Here is a 15,484-nt window from a genome sequence, read left to right as displayed (position 1 = left end):
ATAGACGATCCCCGAGCCTACGGCGATCAGGACCACGTCTGTGCCCAGGCGACGCCATTCGTAGCCGTCGTAGTGCGGTAGGTATTGCAAGGAGCGGCTGTCCAGGCGTTTGCCGTAGCCGGGTGGCAGCGGTTTGCCTTTGGCGATGTGAATGCCAGGCGGCAGCGGCTGGCCACGGCCGATGACGTCACGGTGTTGCTGGAATGTCTCGCGCACGGGGCCAAAATCCTGGGGTGGGCCGCCGCGGCGATTGTCCTGATGAGCGGGTCCCGGACCTCTACCATTGCCGCGATTGCCAGGGCCGTCATTGTCGCGCGGGCCTTGCTGCTGGCCGCCACGGTTATCGTCCGGGCCATTACCACGCGGGTCTGGCGGCGCAGCCTGAAGCAGCGGGCTGGCGCTGATCATCAGGATACCCAGCCCGGTGATAAAACGGTTTGGCAGTTTCATGGGTGCTTCCTCGGCTTTACTCAATGCAGCAAAAAGGGGTTCATGACCTGGTCATGAACCCCTTGTGTCTTGCTACATAGAACCGCTGCGGACGCTTTGATTCCTCTGTATCAGAATCTTTACCCTCAGCTGACGCGGGCGTTACGTACACCCTCGGCCAGCGCGGCGCACAAGGTCAGTACGCCGTCCACCGCCTGCTCCGGCGATTTGGCGTTGGCGATCTGGTCGACCAGTGCCGAACCCACCACTACACCCTCGGCCAGACGCGCAATTGCAGCTGCCTGCTCGGGTGTACGAATGCCGAAGCCGACGCTGATCGGTAGATCAGTGTGGCGACGCAGGCGTGCGATGGCTGCTTCGACGTGTTCAGTGGTCGCCGAACCCGCACCCGTCACGCCCGCAACCGACACGTAGTAAACGAAGCCGGAGCTGCGCTCCAGCACACGCGGCAGGCGCGCATCGTCGGTGGTCGGTGTGGTCAGGCGGATGAAGTCGATGCCCGAGGCCTGGGCTGGCGTTGCCAGTTCGGCGTCGTGCTCGGGCGGCAGGTCAACGATGATCAGACCGTCGACACCCGCCTCCTTGGCCTGGGACACGAACTTCTCGACGCCAAAACGGTGAATGGGGTTGTAGTAACCCATCAGCACGATCGGTGTGGTCTGGTCTTCGACGCGAAACTCACGAACCATCTCCAGGGTTTTCGGCAGCGTTTGACCGGCATCCAGCGCCCGCAGGGTGGCCAGCTGAATGGCAACGCCATCGGCCATCGGGTCGGTGAAGGGCATGCCCAGTTCGATCACGTCAGCGCCTGCAGCCGGCAGGCCTTTGAGGACTTTCAACGAAGTGTCGTAGCCGGGGTCGCCTGCGGTGACGAAGGTCACCAGTGCCGCACGACCTTCGGTTTTCAGCTGGGCGAAACGTTGTTCGAGGCGGCTCATACCAGCGTCTCCTGAGTCTTTTCAGCGGCTGCCATGTGGCTCATGACGGTCTGCATGTCTTTGTCGCCGCGCCCGGACAGGCACACGACCATTAAGTGATCATCGCGCAGGTTGGTGGCGCGTTTCATGGCTTCGGCCAGCGCGTGCGCGGTTTCCAGCGCCGGGATGATGCCTTCGAGCACGCAGCACTGATGGAAGGCGTCCAGCGCCTCTTCGTCGGTGATGCTTACGTACTCCACACGCTTCACTTCGTGCAGGAAGGCGTGTTCCGGGCCGATGCCCGGGTAGTCCAGACCGGCGGAAATCGAGTGGGCGTCGGTGATCTGCCCGTCTTTGTCCTGCAGCAGGTAAGTGCGGTTGCCGTGCAACACGCCCGGTATACCGCCGTTGAGGCTGGCCGCATGCTTGTCGGTATCAACACCGTGGCCGCCCGCTTCCACACCGATGATTTCTACGCTGGCGTCATCCAGGAACGGATGGAACAGGCCCATCGCGTTGGAGCCACCGCCGACGCAGGCGATCAGGCTGTCCGGCAGACGACCTTCTTTCTCCTGCATCTGCTCTTTGGTTTCCCTGCCGATGATGGCCTGGAAATCGCGAACCATCGCCGGGTAAGGGTGCGGGCCTGCCACGGTACCGATCAGGTAGAAGGTGTCGTCGACGTTGGTCACCCAGTCACGCAGGGCTTCGTTCATCGCATCCTTCAAGGTGCCGGTGCCGGAGGTGACCGGGACGATTTCGGCACCCAGCAGCCGCATGCGGAATACGTTGGCCTGCTGGCGCTCGATGTCGGTGGCGCCCATGTAGATCACGCAAGGCAGACCGAAGCGTGCCGCAACGGTGGCCGTCGCAACACCGTGCATGCCGGCACCGGTTTCAGCGATCAGGCGTTTTTTGCCCATGCGCTTGGCGAGCAGCACCTGGCCGATGCAGTTGTTGATCTTGTGCGCGCCGGTGTGGTTCAGCTCTTCGCGCTTGAAGTAGATCTTCGCGCCGCCGCAGAACTCGGTCAGGCGTTCGGCGAAATACAGCGGGTTTGGACGGCCCACGTAATCGCGCTGGAAGTAGGCCATCTCTTTGGCGAATTCAGGGTCGGCCTTGGCGGCTTCGTACTCACGGTTGAGATCAAGGACCAGTGGCATCAGGGTTTCAGCGACGTAGCGGCCGCCGAAGGAGCCGAACAGGCCGTTGGCGTCGGGGCCGTTGCGAAATTGGGTCTGGGTCATGAAGTGCTCCAGTAGGTGTATCAAGCGAATGGGGTGAGCCGGTTTGGCAATGACTCCACTTTAACCAGCGCGCGCCCGGATGAAAACCGATAAGATCGCCACAACCTGTCAGGAAAACTCACAGATCATGAGCCGCGATCTTCCACCGTTGAACGCTTTGCGCGCCTTCGAAAGCACTGCCCGACTGGGCAGCGTCAGTCAGGCCGCCGAGCAGCTGCACGTCACCCATGGCGCGGTCAGTCGTCAATTGAAGGTGCTTGAAGAGCACCTGGGCGTCAACCTGTTCAGCAAGGACGGACGCGGCCTGAAACTCACAGATGCGGGCATTCGTCTGCGTGACGTCAGCGGCGAGGCCTTCGAGCGTTTGCGCAGCGTGTGCGCTGAGCTGAGCCAGGGCAGCGCCGACGCGCCCTTCGTGCTGGGGTGCTCGGGCAGTCTGCTGGCGCGCTGGTTCATTCCGCGCCTGAGTCGTCTGAATGCGGAATTGCCGGATCTGCGCCTGCACCTGTCGGCCGGCGAAGGCGATCTGGACCCGCGTCGTCCCGGCCTGGATGCCCTGCTGGTATTTGCCGAGCCGCCGTGGCCTGCCGACATGCAGGTCTTTGAGCTGGCCAGCGAACGAATCGGTCCGGTGCTGAGCCCGCGATTCGCGCGTTTCGACAGCCTGCGCGATGCGCCTGCTGATGCATTGCTGAGCGAGTCCCTGCTGCAAACCACATCGCGACCCCAGGCCTGGCCGAGCTGGGCACAACAGAACGGGATCGATCCGCAATCACTGCGTTTCGGACAGGGTTTCGAGCATTTGTATTATTTGCTGGAGGCGGCCGTGGCAGGCCTTGGTATTGCGATTGCACCCGAGCCTCTGGTGGTCGATGACCTGAAGGCGGGCCGCCTGGTTGCGCCATGGGGCTTCAGTGAAACCCCGGCGCAACTGGCGTTATGGGTGCCCAGACGCGTGGCCGATGGCCGTGCGCAGCAATTGGCTCAGTGGCTTGAAAACGAGCTGCTGCAATCTGGGGACCCGATCAGAAACTGATCAGTTACCGCGCTTGCACAGCAGGTAGGCTGCCAGCAGACCGAGGGCACCGACAGCAACGCCTGCGGTGGTCCAAGGGTGTTCCTGGGCATAGTCACGAGTGGCCAGTGCGTTTTCGCGGGTTTTCTCTTTGACGTCTTCGTAGACATCGCTGAGCAGGCTGCGCGAATGGCTCAGAGCACTTTCAGCATTGGCCTTGAGATTCTTCAGGGTCTTGCGCGACTCGTCGGTAGCGTCGGCTTTCAGACCTTCGAGAGATTTCAAGAGGCTCTCGATCTCCGCTTCCATACTCTGCAACGAGGCCTTGCGAAGTGAGGTACTAGCCATGGTGTTTCTCCTGCAATGATGAGTGGGCGTGTGTTGTTTCCGACTCCGGGCTTTTTGGAAAGTGCGATGCCATTTTGCAAAGTCTGAACTTTTACCTGCTTTTTCCTGACAGAAGTCTGGAGCGTTGGTTTTAACGACGTGTTCACAGACCTTCAGGAGAACTGCCATGAGTGATCACCACACGTACAAAAAAGTCGAAATCGTCGGCTCGTCCAAGACCACCGTCGAAGACGCCATCCAGAATGCACTGGCCGAGGCCAGCAAGAGCATCAAGAACCTTGAGTGGTTTGAAGTGACCGAGACCCGTGGCCACATCGTGGACGGCAAGGTCGGGCACTACCAGGTCACCCTGAAAGTCGGCTTTCGTATCGAAGCAAGCTGATCAGCCCTGAACCTTTCGGCTGGCTGATTGCCATAACCTGCGCTACACCGTTCATGAGCCATGACGTTTCAAAACGAATGGCTTGAACGTGAGCGCAGCAATGTTGACTGGGCGCCTGTTCCGATGGCGTCTGCATTTGGCCGGACGAGAGGGAATACCCATGAAGAAGTTTTTGTTGGCTGCAGGCTTGTTGAGCATCGCGGGCACCGCTCTGGCGGCAGGCAAGCCTTGTGAAGAGCTGAAAAGTGAAATCGACGCCAAGCTTCAGGCCAAGGGTGTTTCGTCCTACACGCTTGAAGCGGTCGAGAAAGGCAGTGCAGACGGTCAGCAAGTGGTTGGCACTTGCGACGCCGGCACCAAGGAAATCGTTTACAAGCGCGGTTGATAGTCAGGCAGGCTCGATGTAAATCCAGCCCGTTGCTCGACCCCGTGTGCAGGCTGTAAAAAAACGCCCGCGCCACTGTCTGAATGTTGATTCAGCCAGTGACGCGGGCGTTTTCATTGCGGCGCGAACGACCTTAGCCGTGTGCGACCTGAGCGAGAATCTCGTAGGACCTCAGGCGATCCTGATGCTCATACATGTCGCAGGTGAAGATCAGCTCGTCAGCGTCGGTCTGTTCCAGCAGCACATCCAGTTTGGCGCGGATCTTGTCCGGGCCGCCCACCATCGCCAGACCCAGAAAGCTCGCCACCGCTTCGCGTTCGTGCGGCAGCCACAGGCCGTCCATGGACTCCACAGGTGGACGCTGCATCAGGCTGTGCCCACGCATCAGCGCCAGAATGCGCTGGTACACAGACGTGGCCAGGTATTCGGCCTGCTCATCGGTGTCAGCCGCTGAAAGGGGGACGCCAAGCATCACGTAAGGCTTGTCGAGCACAGCCGAAGGCTGAAAGTGGTTGCGATAGACGCGAATCGCTTCGTGCATGTAGCGCGGCGCAAAGTGCGATGCGAAGGCATAGGGCAAGCCACGCATGCCCGCCAGTTGCGCGCTGAACAGGCTTGAGCCCAGCAGCCAGATCGGTACGTGAGTACCTGAGCCCGGTACGGCGATCACTTTTTGATCAGGCGTGCGCGGCCCGAGGTATTCCATCAGTTCGGTCACGTCATCCGGAAAGTCATCCGCACTGCCCGAGCGTTCCCTGCGCAGTGCGCGGGCGGTCATCTGATCGGAACCCGGCGCACGTCCGAGGCCCAGGTCGATGCGGTCCGGATACAGGCTTGCCAGGGTGCCGAACTGTTCGGCGATCACCAGCGGCGCGTGGTTGGGCAGCATGATCCCGCCTGAGCCGACGCGGATCGTTGAAGTGCCGCCCGCCAGATAAGCCAGCAGCACCGACGTCGCCGAACTGGCGATGCCGTCCATGTTGTGGTGTTCGGCCACCCAAAAGCGGTTGTAGCCCAGTTTTTCAACGTGTTGCGCCAGGTTCAGCGAATTGCGCAGGGACTCGGCGGGGCCTTTATCGTGGCGCACGGGCACCAGGTCCAGGGTGGAAATCTTTACATCTGCCAAACGTTTCATAGGCCAGGGTAGCTCCTCGAATTGTGATGGGTCGGCTCAAGGAGCTGCCCACAATGAAACAACAGTGCGGGCACAAGCCTGGGGTTTCAATAGAGGAACCTTAAAAAACCTACTTAAATGCTAGGTCTTTATTCCGGTTGAACTTTACACAGCCGTCTATCCTCAGAACCCTGTCACGTGCAGAAGACTCAATCCCATTTATTAAGGAGCGACTATGAGCATCGTCAAGAAAGCATCGGCCCATTGGAAAGGTGATCTGAAAACCGGTCTCGGCAGCATCTCGACTGAAACGGCTGCGTTGCGCGAGCATCCTTACGGCTTCAAGGCCCGCTTCGAAGGCGGCAAAGGCACCAACCCTGAAGAACTGATCGGCGCGGCCCATGCCGGCTGCTTCTCGATGGCGCTGTCGATGATTCTGGGCGACGCAGGCTTGACTGCTGACAGCATCGATACTCAGGCTGAAGTAACGCTCGATCAGGTTGACGGTGGTTTCGCGATCACGGCCGTGCACCTTATTCTGAAAGCCAAGGTGCCAGGCGCAAGCCAGCAGCAGTTCGATGAACTGACCACCAAAGCCAAAGAAGGCTGCCCGGTCTCCAAGGTTCTGAACGCCAAGATCACGCTGGACGCTACCCTGCTGAGCTGATCCGGTAGCACGGACGCAATGCGTGTGGGAGCGGGTTCGCTCGCGAAGAGGCCAGTCTTCTCCATCGAGATGCAGCGCTTGAGAAGGCGGCCTTCGTGAGCAGGCTCACTCCCGCAAAATGAGTTATTTCAGCTGGTCATGCGGCGTAAACGAGGGTCAAGCATGAAACGTTTTGCTTTGGCAGTGGCCTGTACCCTGCTGGCTGTAAATGCTGTGGCGGCTCCTAAATCCTGTGATGAACTCAAGGATGAAATCGAGTCGCGTATCCAGGCGAACAATGTCACGTCTTACACGCTGGAAGTCGTCAACAATGACGAGGTTCAGGACCCGAACATGGTCGTGGGCAGCTGTGAAAACGGCTCCAGAAAGATTATCTATCAGCGTAACGATCGCTGATCAGATGCAGTGAACATCCCCTTCCTCTGCGACCACCTTGCGGTCTGCGTCGTACAGCCACGCATCGACATCGTTGGTCAGTGACCTCACTTCCAGCACGTAACGCTGTCCTGCAGCGAAGTGTGGGTAGTCGATTTCCACAAAGCAGGTGATCTCTGCGTAGTTGTCGCCCATCAGTCCGATGCTTGCGTAGCGGTATTCGTAGTCGTAACGCACTTGCAGCGAATGGCTGCCAGGCGTGACCTGAAAGTAGCGCCCGTCATACGTGTTTTTGCCATCTAGCTTGTCGGCCATCACCACCTTGCCTGTGATGGTGCGCAGGTCGACCCAGGCCATGTCGGGGTCCACGGCAGGCAAAGGGCCGGCGCATCCGGCAAGGGCTGCGAGGGCAACGATCAGTGTCATGACGCGCATGCTGTGCTCCGTTTCTGAACCGACGACGATGATAGTTGCGTCGTACTTGTCTGTCCTGCATAACAGCACTGTGTTCAGATTTGAAGGCTGTGTATGCCACGACTTACTGTTTTACGCCTTTGGCAGGCTTTTTCGATACTGGCAGTGTTGATGCTCTCAGGCTGTTCCAGCATGGCGTATTACGGGCAGTTGGCGCAGGGGCAATGGCAGTTGTTGCAGGCGCGTGAGCCAGTCGATGACGTCATCGCCGACCCTGCACGCGACCCCACGCTGCGTGCGCACCTGGCTCAATCACAAAAGGCCCGGGCCTTTGCCAGCGAACACCTGCACCTGCCTGATAACAAGAGCTATCGCTTGTACGCCGATCTGGGGCGTCCTTACGTGGTATGGAACGTATTCGCCACTGACGAGTTCTCTCTGGATCCTGTGACGCACTGTTTCCCGATTGCCGGTTGCGTCGCCTACCGCGGTTACTACACGCCTGGCGGCGCGCGAGGTGAAGCGGCGTTGCTGCGCCAGGCCGGCAAGGACGTCTATCTCAGTGGCGTAGAGGCCTATTCAACCTTGGGCTGGTTCAATGACCCGATCCTGAGCTCGATGCTGGGCTGGGGCGATGAGCGACTGGCCACGCTGATTTTTCATGAGCTGGCGCATCAGCGTTTCTACGTGAAGGACGACACGCCATTCAACGAGTCGTACGCAAGCTTCGTCGAGCAGGAAGGCACGCGCCAGTGGCGAGCCGCCCGTGGGCTGCCGCCTGAGAGCGTCTCGCAATCCAGACGCCGTGATCAGTTCATCCAGTTGGTGCTCGACACGCGCGAGCGTCTGAACGCCCTGTATCGCCTGCCGCTGCCACCCGCCACCCTGCGCGAACGCAAAGCCGCCGAGTTCGAGCGTCTGCGACATGACTATCGGCAACTGCGCGACACACAGTGGGGCGGCGACAAGCGCTTCGACGGCTGGATCAACAGCCCGATGAACAACGCCAAACTACTGCCTTTCGGGCTTTACGACCAATGGGTGCCGGCGTTCGAAGCATTGTTCAAACAGGTGAATGGCGACTGGGAAGCGTTTTTCATGGCAGTGGAAAAGCTTGGCGGATTACCTGCTGATTCACGCAAGGCAGCGTTGCAGCGATTGATGCCGTGAGCGCGCATCAGGGCCGAAACGAACGTGTCTGACTGTATGCATGTTCCGTGGTAGGCGCCACCACGTCTTCGACGTAGCGCTGTCGCGCAGCAAACACCGGATGGTGAGAGCGGACCGGGCGGCGTTCCGCTTGTCCGCGAAAAGGCCATTACATCCGACGAATATTCATCGACTGAACGACAGCATTCGCGGACAAGTCCGCTCCCACAGTTCGTTGTGTTGCCGCAAGACGTGTGTATAACGATGAGTGCTCCGCGTGGGCATGCAGCCGTGACGCTCTGCGTTACATCAAGGGCTGTTCAAAAACGCTTCGTGCAACTCGGCCACTGTCGCAAAGTGATACGTGGGATTTTCTGCCGTCAGTTCTTCGTGGCTGCCGAACCCATACCCCACTGCCGCGACATCCAGACCGTTACGAATTCCGCCGATCAGGTCGTGTTTGCGGTCGCCGATCATCAGGGTGTGCGCCGGGTCGAGTTTTTCTTCGGCCAGCAGGTGGGCGATGAGTTCGACCTTGTCGGTGCGGGTGCCGTCCAGTTCGCTGCCGTAGATCACGATGAAGTGCCTGGCGAAATCAAAGTGCCGGGCGATTTCCCGGGCGAATTCCCAAGGCTTGGACGTGGCGATGTACAGGCGTCTGCCCTGCCCGCCCAGCGTCTCGAGCAACTCGGTCACGCCGTCGAACACTTCGTTTTCATACAGCCCGGTCACGCGGAAGCGCTCGCGATAAAACCCTACCGCCTGCCACGCCCGTGCCTCGTCCATGTCGTAAAACTGCATGAACGCCTGCAACAAGGGCGGACCGATGAAGTGTTCCAGTCTGGTGATGTCCGGCTCGTCGATACCCAGCCGTGCCAGCGCGAACTGGATCGAGCGGGTGATGCCCAGACGCGGGTCGGTCAACGTGCCATCGAGGTCGAAAAGGATGTTCTGATAATGCATGGGAGCCTTGAATTCCAGATGAGTCAGCAAGGTTGATCAAAGCCTTCGGCCAGATGCTGGTCCTTGAGGTTGACGTAGTTGGTCGCGCTGTAAGGGAAGAATGCGATTTCCTTTTCGGTCAGCGCCCGCACTTGTTTGACCGGGCGGCCTACATACAGAAAACCGCTTTCCAGCACCTTGCCTGGTGGCACCAGACTGCCCGCGCCGATGATCACGTGATCCTGCACCACCGCGCCGTCCATGATGGTCGAGCCCATGCCGATCAGGATACGGTTACCGATGGTGCAGCCATGCAGCATGGCTTTGTGGCCGATGGTCACTTCATCGCCGATCAGCAGCGGAAAACCGTCGGGGTTGAACGGTCCCGCATGAGTGATGTGCAGCACGCTGCCATCCTGCACGCTGGTGCGCGTGCCGATGCGGATGCGGTGCATGTCGCCGCGCACCACGGTCAGCGGCCAGATGGAGCTGTCTGCGCCAATTTCGACGTCGCCGATGACCACGGCCGAGTGGTCGACGAACGCCCGTTCGCCGATCTTCGGTGTGTGACTGTGGAACTTGCGAATGGCCACGATAGGCTCCTTCTTTGGCAGTGATAGAGGTCAGAAGCGGGTTTCGATGCTGCGGTCGGCGTCGATTGTAATTAAGATGCAGGAGTGTTTCTTCCAGCCAAGGTGCAAAACCGTGAGCGCGAACAACCCGCTTCTGCAATCGTACGACCTGCCACCCTTCTCCGCGATCCGTGCCGAGCATGTCAAACCTGCCATCGAACAGATCCTGGCGGACAACCGCGCTGCAATCGCCGACATTCTCGCCAAGCAGGGGTCGGCACCGACCTGGGCCGGACTGGTACTGACCATGGACGAACTGAACGACCGCCTCGGCGCTGCGTGGAGTCCGGTCAGCCATCTGAATGCCGTGTGCAACAGCGCCGAACTGCGCGAAGCCTACGAGTCGTGCCTGCCTGCGTTGAGCGCCTACTCCACGGAGATGGGTCAGAATCGCGCGTTGTTCCAGGCCTATGAGGCGCTGGCCAATAGCCCGGAAGCCGCGCACTTCGATGTCGGTCAGAAGACCATTCTGGAACAGTCGCTGCGTGACTTCCGTCTGTCCGGTATCGACCTGCCGCCCGAGCAGCAGAAACGTTACGCCCAGGTGCAGAGCAAGCTGTCGGAGCTGGGCAGCCAGTTCTCCAACCAGTTGCTGGACGCCACTCAGGCCTGGACCAAGCTGGTGACCGATGAGTCCGCCCTCGCTGGCCTGACCGACTCGGCCAAGCAGCAGATGGCTGCCGCCGCCAAGGCCAAGGATCTGGATGGCTACCTGATCACACTGGAATTCCCGAGCTACTACGCGGTGATGACCTACGCCGAAGACCGCGCCCTGCGTGAAGAACTCTACGCCGCGTATTGCACCCGCGCCTCGGATCAAGGCCCGAACGCGGGCAAGAACGATAACGGTCCGGTCATGGAGCAGATCCTCGACCTGCGTCAGGAACTGGCTCAACTGTTGGGTTACGCGAATTTCGCGGAACTGAGCCTGGCGACCAAGATGGCCGAGTCCAGCGATCAGGTGTTGAGCTTCCTGCGCGATCTGGCCACCCGCAGCAAGCCATTTGCGACGCAGGACCTGGAAGAGCTCAAGGCTTATGCGGCCGAGCAGGGCTGCCCGGATCTGCAAAGCTGGGACAGCGGCTTCTACAGCGAAAAACTGCGTGAGCAGCGCTACAGCGTTTCCCAGGAAGCTCTGCGCGTGTACTTTCCGATCGACAAAGTATTGGGCGGTCTGTTTGCCATCGTTCAACGTCTGTACGGCATCGAAATCGCCGAACAGCAAGGCTTCGACACCTGGCACCCGGACGTTCGCCTGTTCGAAATCAAGGAAAACGGTCAGCACGTCGGCCGCTTCTTCTTTGACCTGTACGCCCGCGCCAACAAGCGTGGCGGCGCGTGGATGGATGGCGCTCGCGACCGTCGCCGTACCGCCGAAGGCACCCTGCAGAGCCCGGTGGCCAATCTGGTGTGCAACTTTACGCCGGCAGTCGGTGGCAAGCCTGCGTTGCTGACCCACGATGAAGTCACCACGCTGTTCCACGAATTCGGCCACGGCCTGCATCACCTGCTGACCCGCGTCGAACACGCGGGTGTTTCCGGCATCAATGGCGTGGCGTGGGATGCGGTCGAGTTGCCCAGTCAGTTCATGGAAAACTGGTGCTGGGAGCCGGAAGGTCTGGCGCTGATTTCCGGTCATTACGAAAGCGGCGCACCTCTGCCGCAGGACCTGCTGGAGAAGATGCTCGCTGCACGCAACTTCCACTCGGGCCTGATGATGGTGCGTCAGCTGGAGTTTTCGCTGTTCGACTTCGAACTGCACGCCACCCACGGCGATGGCCGCAGCGTGCTGCAGGTACTGGAAGGTATTCGCGACGAAGTCTCGGTCATGCGTCCGCCCGCCTACAACCGTTTCCCCAACAGCTTCGCGCACATCTTCGCGGGCGGTTATGCGGCGGGTTACTACAGCTACAAGTGGGCTGAAGTGCTGTCGGCCGATGCGTTTTCGAAGTTCGAAGAAGACGGCGTGCTCAATGCCGAAACCGGTCGTGCGTTCCGCGAAGCTATTCTGGCCCGTGGCGGATCGCAGGCGCCGATGGTGCTGTTCGTCGATTTCCGCGGACGCGAGCCGTCGATTGACGCACTCTTGCGCCACAGTGGTCTGAGTGAGGAAGCGGCAGCATGACCGATACACCTGCGGTCGTTACCAAAAAACGCTTCATCGCCGGGGCGGTTTGCCCGGCGTGCAGCGAGCCTGACAAGTTGATGATGTGGAGCGAAGACGACGTGCCGCACCGCGAGTGCGTGAACTGCGGCTACAGCGACACGCTCAACGAGCAAGGGCTGTCGGTTCCGAAGGAGTTGGGCACACGGGTCAACAAAGTGGTGGTCAAGCCGGCTGATCCGAAGGTGCAGGGCGTGCAGTTCTTTCCGAACCCGAAGTTGAAGAAACCGGTTGATCCGAGCTGATGAAGTCTTGAAGTGATGGTGGACAAGGGGCGCGAATGTGCCCCTTACCCATGTCAGGCGAATGATCAGCTTTTTATGGAACTATTTTATCTTCATGAATGTATTGGCCAGTTCAAGCAGTAGGGCGTCGTCTATAGCATCTATGTGCCCGTCGCTGTTTGCATCACTTTTACTTCTGATGGTGTTGTAAGGCATCCCTTTTCCGGGGGGCTGTTGCATATGCGCTACCTCCAACATCTCCCTTTTTACCTGTTCTCGGGTTGTCAAGCTCGTTGTCCCAGAACACTATTAATACTTCAGGCGTGTCATCGCCATGAATTTCTTCAATGGACAGTCTGACTTCATAATTATTAGCCATTTCCTTGATCTCCGATGTGTTGTTCTTGGGCCGGGTTGTATCCTGACTCCGCACCTTGGGAGTAACGCCTTACCCTTGGGAAAATACGAAAAATGTATGTTTAGCCCACTCGGCAAACTCTCCCAGAATTTCTTCATTTTTTCCTAAATCGCCTTTGATTATCGGCGCTTCTTCAGGACTTAATATGACCCAACCACTTTTTTGGCAATCATCGTCCTCGTAATACTTAACCGCTATTTTGAAATGATCTCGTTCTTCAACATCGTCAGTCGACAAGCGAATTTCATACTTGGGCATTACCCACCTCGCTCTAAGGTAAGTTGCCAGCGTCGGGTCGAGTCTGGCGTTCGGTCACGCTAGTCTCTGATGGAAAACCCGTCTACTGATAGAAATGACAGGTGGCAACGTGCACATACCGGCGGGGCATGTTTGCGCAACGTAAAAGAGGACTCGCCGAAGAGGCGAGCCCATTCAAGGACGCTCTTTCAGGCTGTGTTACTTGAACCGCTTCCGGGGTCACACCGTCTGTCAGCGGCAGGCGTATTTCATGGGAGGTAAAAGACGATCTGCTGTACTGTATTAATAAACAGTATAAGGATGATCCCAGATGTCCAGCGTTATTCCGGTACGGGGCCGCGGCACCGCCAGTAATCCGCATAACCGCTTCGCGCCCAGTCGCAGTGTGGTGGAAGACGACGGCTGGTATCAGGAAGTCCCGATGACACAGGGCACACAGGTCACGTTCGAGACCGCCAAGAGCATTATTACTCGCAACAGCTCGCCGGATATTCCGTTCGATCGTTCGATCAACCCGTATCGTGGCTGTGAGCATGGGTGCATCTACTGCTTCGCCAGGCCCAGCCACGCGTACTGGGACATGTCGCCCGGCCTGGATTTCGAGACCCGGCTGATCGTCAAGACCAACGCGGCGGCGCTGCTGGAGCAACAGCTTTCGAAACCCGGCTACCGCTGCGCGCCGATCACGTTGGGCGCCAACACTGACCCGTATCAGCCCATCGAGCGCGAGCACAAGATCACTCGTGCCACGCTGGAAGTATTGCTGCGCTATCGTCACCCGGTCAGCATCATTACCAAGGGCTCGCTGATCCTGCGCGATCTGGATCTGCTGGCCGAGATGGCGAAGCTGCGTCTGGTGTCAGTGTTCATCAGCCTGACCACGCTTGATGATGAGCTCAAGCGGATTCTCGAGCCCAGAGCCGCAGCGCCCAAGGCACGGCTGAGGGCGATCAAGGTGTTGCGTCAGGCGGGTGTGCCGGTCGGCGTGCTGTGCGCGCCAATGATTCCGATGATCAACGACAGCGAACTGGAGGCCATGCTGACCGAAGCGAAGGTCGCAGGTGCCTTGAGCGCGAGTTATGTGATGCTGCGTTTGCCGCTGGAGGTCGCGCCCTTGTTCGACGAGTGGCTGAAGACGCATTACCCCCAGCGCGCCGATCATGTGCTCAGCCTGATCCGCCAGAGCCGGGGTGGTTCGCTGTACGACAGTCAGTTTGGCTCACGCATGCGCGGCGAAGGCCCGTTCGCTGATCTGCTGGCGCAGCGTTATGCGCTATCAATCAAGCGGCTGGGATTGAACTCGCGAGAGAGTTTCGTGCTCGATTGCAATGCGTTTTGCCCGCCAGGCGGTCAGCTGTCGTTGCTATGACGAACTTGGGACTATCGTGCAAACCCGCATCCCAGAGCGGTCTCATTCAGTTTCACTTAAGCTTGGGCCGTTAATCTGTAACTCGGAGTGACACCAGCGGTAGCGCCGCAGGGATGTGCGCGCGGTGCCAAACAACAGGGATCACATCCGGCTCTGGTTAATCACACATGAGTAATCCACATCAATCCGTCAGAGAGGATGAAGACATGAGAGACATGGATAAACAGCCGTCGGCTACGTCGGCCAGCACACCTAGCCACTCGGATAGCGCCGACGTAGCGTTGAAACATATCGTTGATGGCTTCGTACATTTTCGTAATGAAGTCTTCCCTCAGCAGGAAGAGCTCTTCAAGAAACTGGCTACCGCACAATCGCCGCGAGCCATGTTCATTACCTGCGCGGACTCGCGCATCGTTCCCGAGCTGATCACTCAGAGCTCGCCGGGCGACCTTTTCGTAACCCGTAACGTCGGCAACGTTGTTCCGCCTTATGGCCAGATGAATGGTGGTGTATCCACGGCTCTGGAATACGCGGTCGTGGCGCTTGGCGTGCAACACATCATCGTCTGCGGTCACTCCGACTGTGGTGCCATGCGAGCGGTGCTCAATCCCGACAGCCTGGACAAGATGCCGACGGTAAAAGCCTGGCTGCGCCATGCAGAGGTTGCCCGCACCGTCGTTGAACAAAACTGCAGTTGCAGTGGCGAGCTGGAAACCATGCAGGTCCTGACCCAGGAAAACGTGATTTCCCAGTTGCACCATTTGCGTACTCACCCTTCGGTTGCCGCGAAGATGGCCAGCGGTCAGCTGTTCATTCACGGTTGGGTCTACAGCATCGAAACCAGTGAGATTCTGGCTTATGACGCTGAAAGTGACCGCTTCGTGCCGCTTGATGGCACAGGCCCGACGCCGATGGCTTCCCCGAAAGCACGCTTTTCAGCTGACTGACCCCAGTCACGACTGACGGCACACCCTTCTTTAGCTGGTGGCGGCTGCGCATGGAGCGCGCCGCCAG

The 15,484-nt window shown here is 59.1% G+C and carries 19 protein-coding genes; 10 read left to right on the top strand and 9 right to left on the bottom strand.

All coding sequences use genetic code 11. The annotated features are described in order from the left end of the window. From H8S56_RS23770 to trpB, 3 genes are all read right to left on the bottom strand, one after another. Window positions 1–450: anti-virulence regulator CigR family protein (locus tag H8S56_RS23770; protein WP_187519949.1), on the bottom strand; the 450-nt coding region annotated here is incomplete at its 3' end. Window positions 451–575: 125 nt separating this feature from the next. Further along, window positions 576–1,388, bottom strand: coding sequence for a tryptophan synthase subunit alpha (gene trpA / locus H8S56_RS23765; protein WP_187519948.1), 813 nt, complete (start codon window positions 1,386–1,388; stop codon window positions 576–578). Beyond that, window positions 1,385–2,614, bottom strand: coding sequence for a tryptophan synthase subunit beta (gene trpB, locus H8S56_RS23760; RefSeq protein ID WP_024685731.1), 1,230 nt, complete (start codon window positions 2,612–2,614; stop codon window positions 1,385–1,387). Before trpB ends, trpA begins: the two co-directional genes overlap by 4 nt. Before the next feature lie 79 nt (window positions 2,615–2,693). Between trpB and H8S56_RS23755 the strand changes: the two genes are divergently transcribed. After that, window positions 2,694–3,650 (top strand): LysR family transcriptional regulator, encoded by a 957-nt coding sequence (locus tag H8S56_RS23755; RefSeq protein ID WP_187519947.1) that lies wholly within the window; start codon window positions 2,694–2,696, stop codon window positions 3,648–3,650. Here the strand turns inward: H8S56_RS23755 and H8S56_RS23750 are convergent, their stop codons facing one another. Continuing rightward, on the bottom strand, window positions 3,651–3,977 hold the full coding sequence (locus H8S56_RS23750; protein WP_024685733.1) for a DUF883 family protein: 327 nt from the start codon (window positions 3,975–3,977) through the stop codon (window positions 3,651–3,653). It lies immediately after the preceding gene. 166 nt (window positions 3,978–4,143) lie between these two features. On the opposite strand from H8S56_RS23750, the gene H8S56_RS23745 reads away from it, so the two are divergent. Both H8S56_RS23745 and H8S56_RS23740 read left to right on the top strand, forming a co-directional pair. Continuing rightward, a complete protein-coding gene (locus H8S56_RS23745) occupies window positions 4,144–4,359 on the top strand; it encodes a dodecin (RefSeq protein ID WP_024685734.1) in 216 nt (71 codons plus the stop codon). Between the two features lie 160 nt (window positions 4,360–4,519). Next, entirely contained in the window at window positions 4,520–4,744 is a 225-nt protein-coding gene (locus tag H8S56_RS23740) for a DUF1161 domain-containing protein (RefSeq protein ID WP_187519946.1), read from the top strand. A gap of 133 nt (window positions 4,745–4,877) precedes the next feature. On the opposite strand, the gene H8S56_RS23735 is transcribed toward H8S56_RS23740, so the two are convergent. Continuing rightward, window positions 4,878–5,879: an LLM class flavin-dependent oxidoreductase gene (locus H8S56_RS23735; protein WP_024695458.1), complete on the bottom strand. Its 1,002-nt coding sequence runs from the start codon at window positions 5,877–5,879 to the stop codon at window positions 4,878–4,880. Window positions 5,880–6,093: 214 nt separating this feature from the next. Between H8S56_RS23735 and H8S56_RS23730 the strand changes: the two genes are divergently transcribed. Continuing rightward, window positions 6,094–6,525: an OsmC family protein gene (locus tag H8S56_RS23730; protein WP_187519945.1), complete on the top strand. Its 432-nt coding sequence runs from the start codon at window positions 6,094–6,096 to the stop codon at window positions 6,523–6,525. A gap of 162 nt (window positions 6,526–6,687) precedes the next feature. Continuing rightward, complete coding sequence (locus tag H8S56_RS23725) at window positions 6,688–6,921, top strand: DUF1161 domain-containing protein (RefSeq protein WP_024685738.1); 234 nt, start codon at window positions 6,688–6,690, stop codon at window positions 6,919–6,921. Here H8S56_RS23725 and H8S56_RS23720 read toward each other — a convergent pair whose 3' ends face one another. Further along, window positions 6,922–7,335, bottom strand: a complete 414-nt coding sequence (locus H8S56_RS23720; protein WP_024685739.1) for a PA0061/PA0062 family lipoprotein — start codon at window positions 7,333–7,335, stop codon at window positions 6,922–6,924. A 93-nt stretch (window positions 7,336–7,428) separates the two neighbouring features. On the opposite strand from H8S56_RS23720, the gene H8S56_RS23715 reads away from it, so the two are divergent. Continuing rightward, a complete protein-coding gene (locus H8S56_RS23715) occupies window positions 7,429–8,484 on the top strand; it encodes an aminopeptidase (RefSeq protein WP_187519944.1) in 1,056 nt (351 codons plus the stop codon). A 288-nt stretch (window positions 8,485–8,772) separates the two neighbouring features. Here the strand turns inward: H8S56_RS23715 and H8S56_RS23710 are convergent, their stop codons facing one another. Together H8S56_RS23710 and H8S56_RS23705 are read right to left on the bottom strand one after the other, a co-directional pair. Next, on the bottom strand, window positions 8,773–9,426 hold the full coding sequence (locus H8S56_RS23710) for an HAD family hydrolase (protein WP_187519950.1): 654 nt from the start codon (window positions 9,424–9,426) through the stop codon (window positions 8,773–8,775). Window positions 9,427–9,449: 23 nt separating this feature from the next. After that, window positions 9,450–9,998 (bottom strand): gamma carbonic anhydrase family protein, encoded by a 549-nt coding sequence (locus tag H8S56_RS23705; protein WP_024694236.1) that lies wholly within the window; start codon window positions 9,996–9,998, stop codon window positions 9,450–9,452. A 112-nt stretch (window positions 9,999–10,110) separates the two neighbouring features. Between H8S56_RS23705 and prlC the strand changes: the two genes are divergently transcribed. After that, on the top strand, window positions 10,111–12,162 hold the full coding sequence (prlC, locus tag H8S56_RS23700; RefSeq protein ID WP_328803463.1) for an oligopeptidase A: 2,052 nt from the start codon (window positions 10,111–10,113) through the stop codon (window positions 12,160–12,162). Beyond that, window positions 12,159–12,446: a YheV family putative zinc ribbon protein gene (locus H8S56_RS23695; protein ID WP_024685329.1), complete on the top strand. Its 288-nt coding sequence runs from the start codon at window positions 12,159–12,161 to the stop codon at window positions 12,444–12,446. The genes prlC and H8S56_RS23695 overlap by 4 nt, the downstream gene beginning before the upstream one ends. Window positions 12,447–12,873: 427 nt before the next feature. Here H8S56_RS23695 and H8S56_RS23690 read toward each other — a convergent pair whose 3' ends face one another. Beyond that, window positions 12,874–13,101 carry a hypothetical protein gene (locus H8S56_RS23690; protein WP_187519942.1) on the bottom strand — a complete coding sequence of 76 codons (228 nt, stop codon included), beginning with the start codon at window positions 13,099–13,101 and terminating at the stop codon, window positions 12,874–12,876. Window positions 13,102–13,411: 310 nt separating this feature from the next. Here H8S56_RS23690 and H8S56_RS23685 point away from each other — a divergent pair, with 310 nt between their 5' ends. After that, entirely contained in the window at window positions 13,412–14,470 is a 1,059-nt protein-coding gene (locus tag H8S56_RS23685; RefSeq protein ID WP_187519941.1) for a PA0069 family radical SAM protein, read from the top strand. Window positions 14,471–14,676: 206 nt separating this feature from the next. Beyond that, on the top strand, window positions 14,677–15,417 hold the full coding sequence (locus H8S56_RS23680) for a carbonic anhydrase (RefSeq protein ID WP_024685325.1): 741 nt from the start codon (window positions 14,677–14,679) through the stop codon (window positions 15,415–15,417). The last annotated feature ends 67 nt before the right edge of the window (window positions 15,418–15,484 follow it).

Origin of the sequence: Pseudomonas triticifolii (genome assembly GCF_014358015.1) — a bacterium.
Classification (GTDB): Bacteria; Pseudomonadota; Gammaproteobacteria; order Pseudomonadales; family Pseudomonadaceae; genus Aquipseudomonas; species Aquipseudomonas triticifolii.
This window is presented reverse-complemented; position numbering and strand designations above follow the sequence as displayed.

Excerpts from the sequence above, each read along its gene's own strand:
- trpA (WP_187519948.1), bottom strand. The coding sequence starts at position 1,388 with ATGAGCCGCCTCGAACAACGTTTCGCCCAGCTGAAAACCGAAGGTCGT.
- trpB (WP_024685731.1), bottom strand. The coding sequence starts at position 2,614 with ATGACCCAGACCCAATTTCGCAACGGCCCCGACGCCAACGGCCTGTTC.
- H8S56_RS23755 (WP_187519947.1), top strand. The coding sequence starts at position 2,694 with ATGAAAACCGATAAGATCGCCACAACCTGTCAGGAAAACTCACAGATC.
- H8S56_RS23750 (WP_024685733.1), bottom strand. The coding sequence starts at position 3,977 with ATGGCTAGTACCTCACTTCGCAAGGCCTCGTTGCAGAGTATGGAAGCG.
- H8S56_RS23745 (WP_024685734.1), top strand. The coding sequence starts at position 4,144 with ATGAGTGATCACCACACGTACAAAAAAGTCGAAATCGTCGGCTCGTCC.
- H8S56_RS23740 (WP_187519946.1), top strand. The coding sequence starts at position 4,520 with ATGAAGAAGTTTTTGTTGGCTGCAGGCTTGTTGAGCATCGCGGGCACC.
- H8S56_RS23735 (WP_024695458.1), bottom strand. The coding sequence starts at position 5,879 with ATGAAACGTTTGGCAGATGTAAAGATTTCCACCCTGGACCTGGTGCCC.
- H8S56_RS23730 (WP_187519945.1), top strand. The coding sequence starts at position 6,094 with ATGAGCATCGTCAAGAAAGCATCGGCCCATTGGAAAGGTGATCTGAAA.
- H8S56_RS23725 (WP_024685738.1), top strand. The coding sequence starts at position 6,688 with ATGAAACGTTTTGCTTTGGCAGTGGCCTGTACCCTGCTGGCTGTAAAT.
- H8S56_RS23720 (WP_024685739.1), bottom strand. The coding sequence starts at position 7,335 with ATGCGCGTCATGACACTGATCGTTGCCCTCGCAGCCCTTGCCGGATGC.
- H8S56_RS23715 (WP_187519944.1), top strand. The coding sequence starts at position 7,429 with ATGCCACGACTTACTGTTTTACGCCTTTGGCAGGCTTTTTCGATACTG.
- H8S56_RS23710 (WP_187519950.1), bottom strand. The coding sequence starts at position 9,426 with ATGCATTATCAGAACATCCTTTTCGACCTCGATGGCACGTTGACCGAC.
- H8S56_RS23695 (WP_024685329.1), top strand. The coding sequence starts at position 12,159 with ATGACCGATACACCTGCGGTCGTTACCAAAAAACGCTTCATCGCCGGG.
- H8S56_RS23690 (WP_187519942.1), bottom strand. The coding sequence starts at position 13,101 with ATGCCCAAGTATGAAATTCGCTTGTCGACTGACGATGTTGAAGAACGA.
- H8S56_RS23685 (WP_187519941.1), top strand. The coding sequence starts at position 13,412 with ATGTCCAGCGTTATTCCGGTACGGGGCCGCGGCACCGCCAGTAATCCG.
- H8S56_RS23680 (WP_024685325.1), top strand. The coding sequence starts at position 14,677 with ATGAGAGACATGGATAAACAGCCGTCGGCTACGTCGGCCAGCACACCT.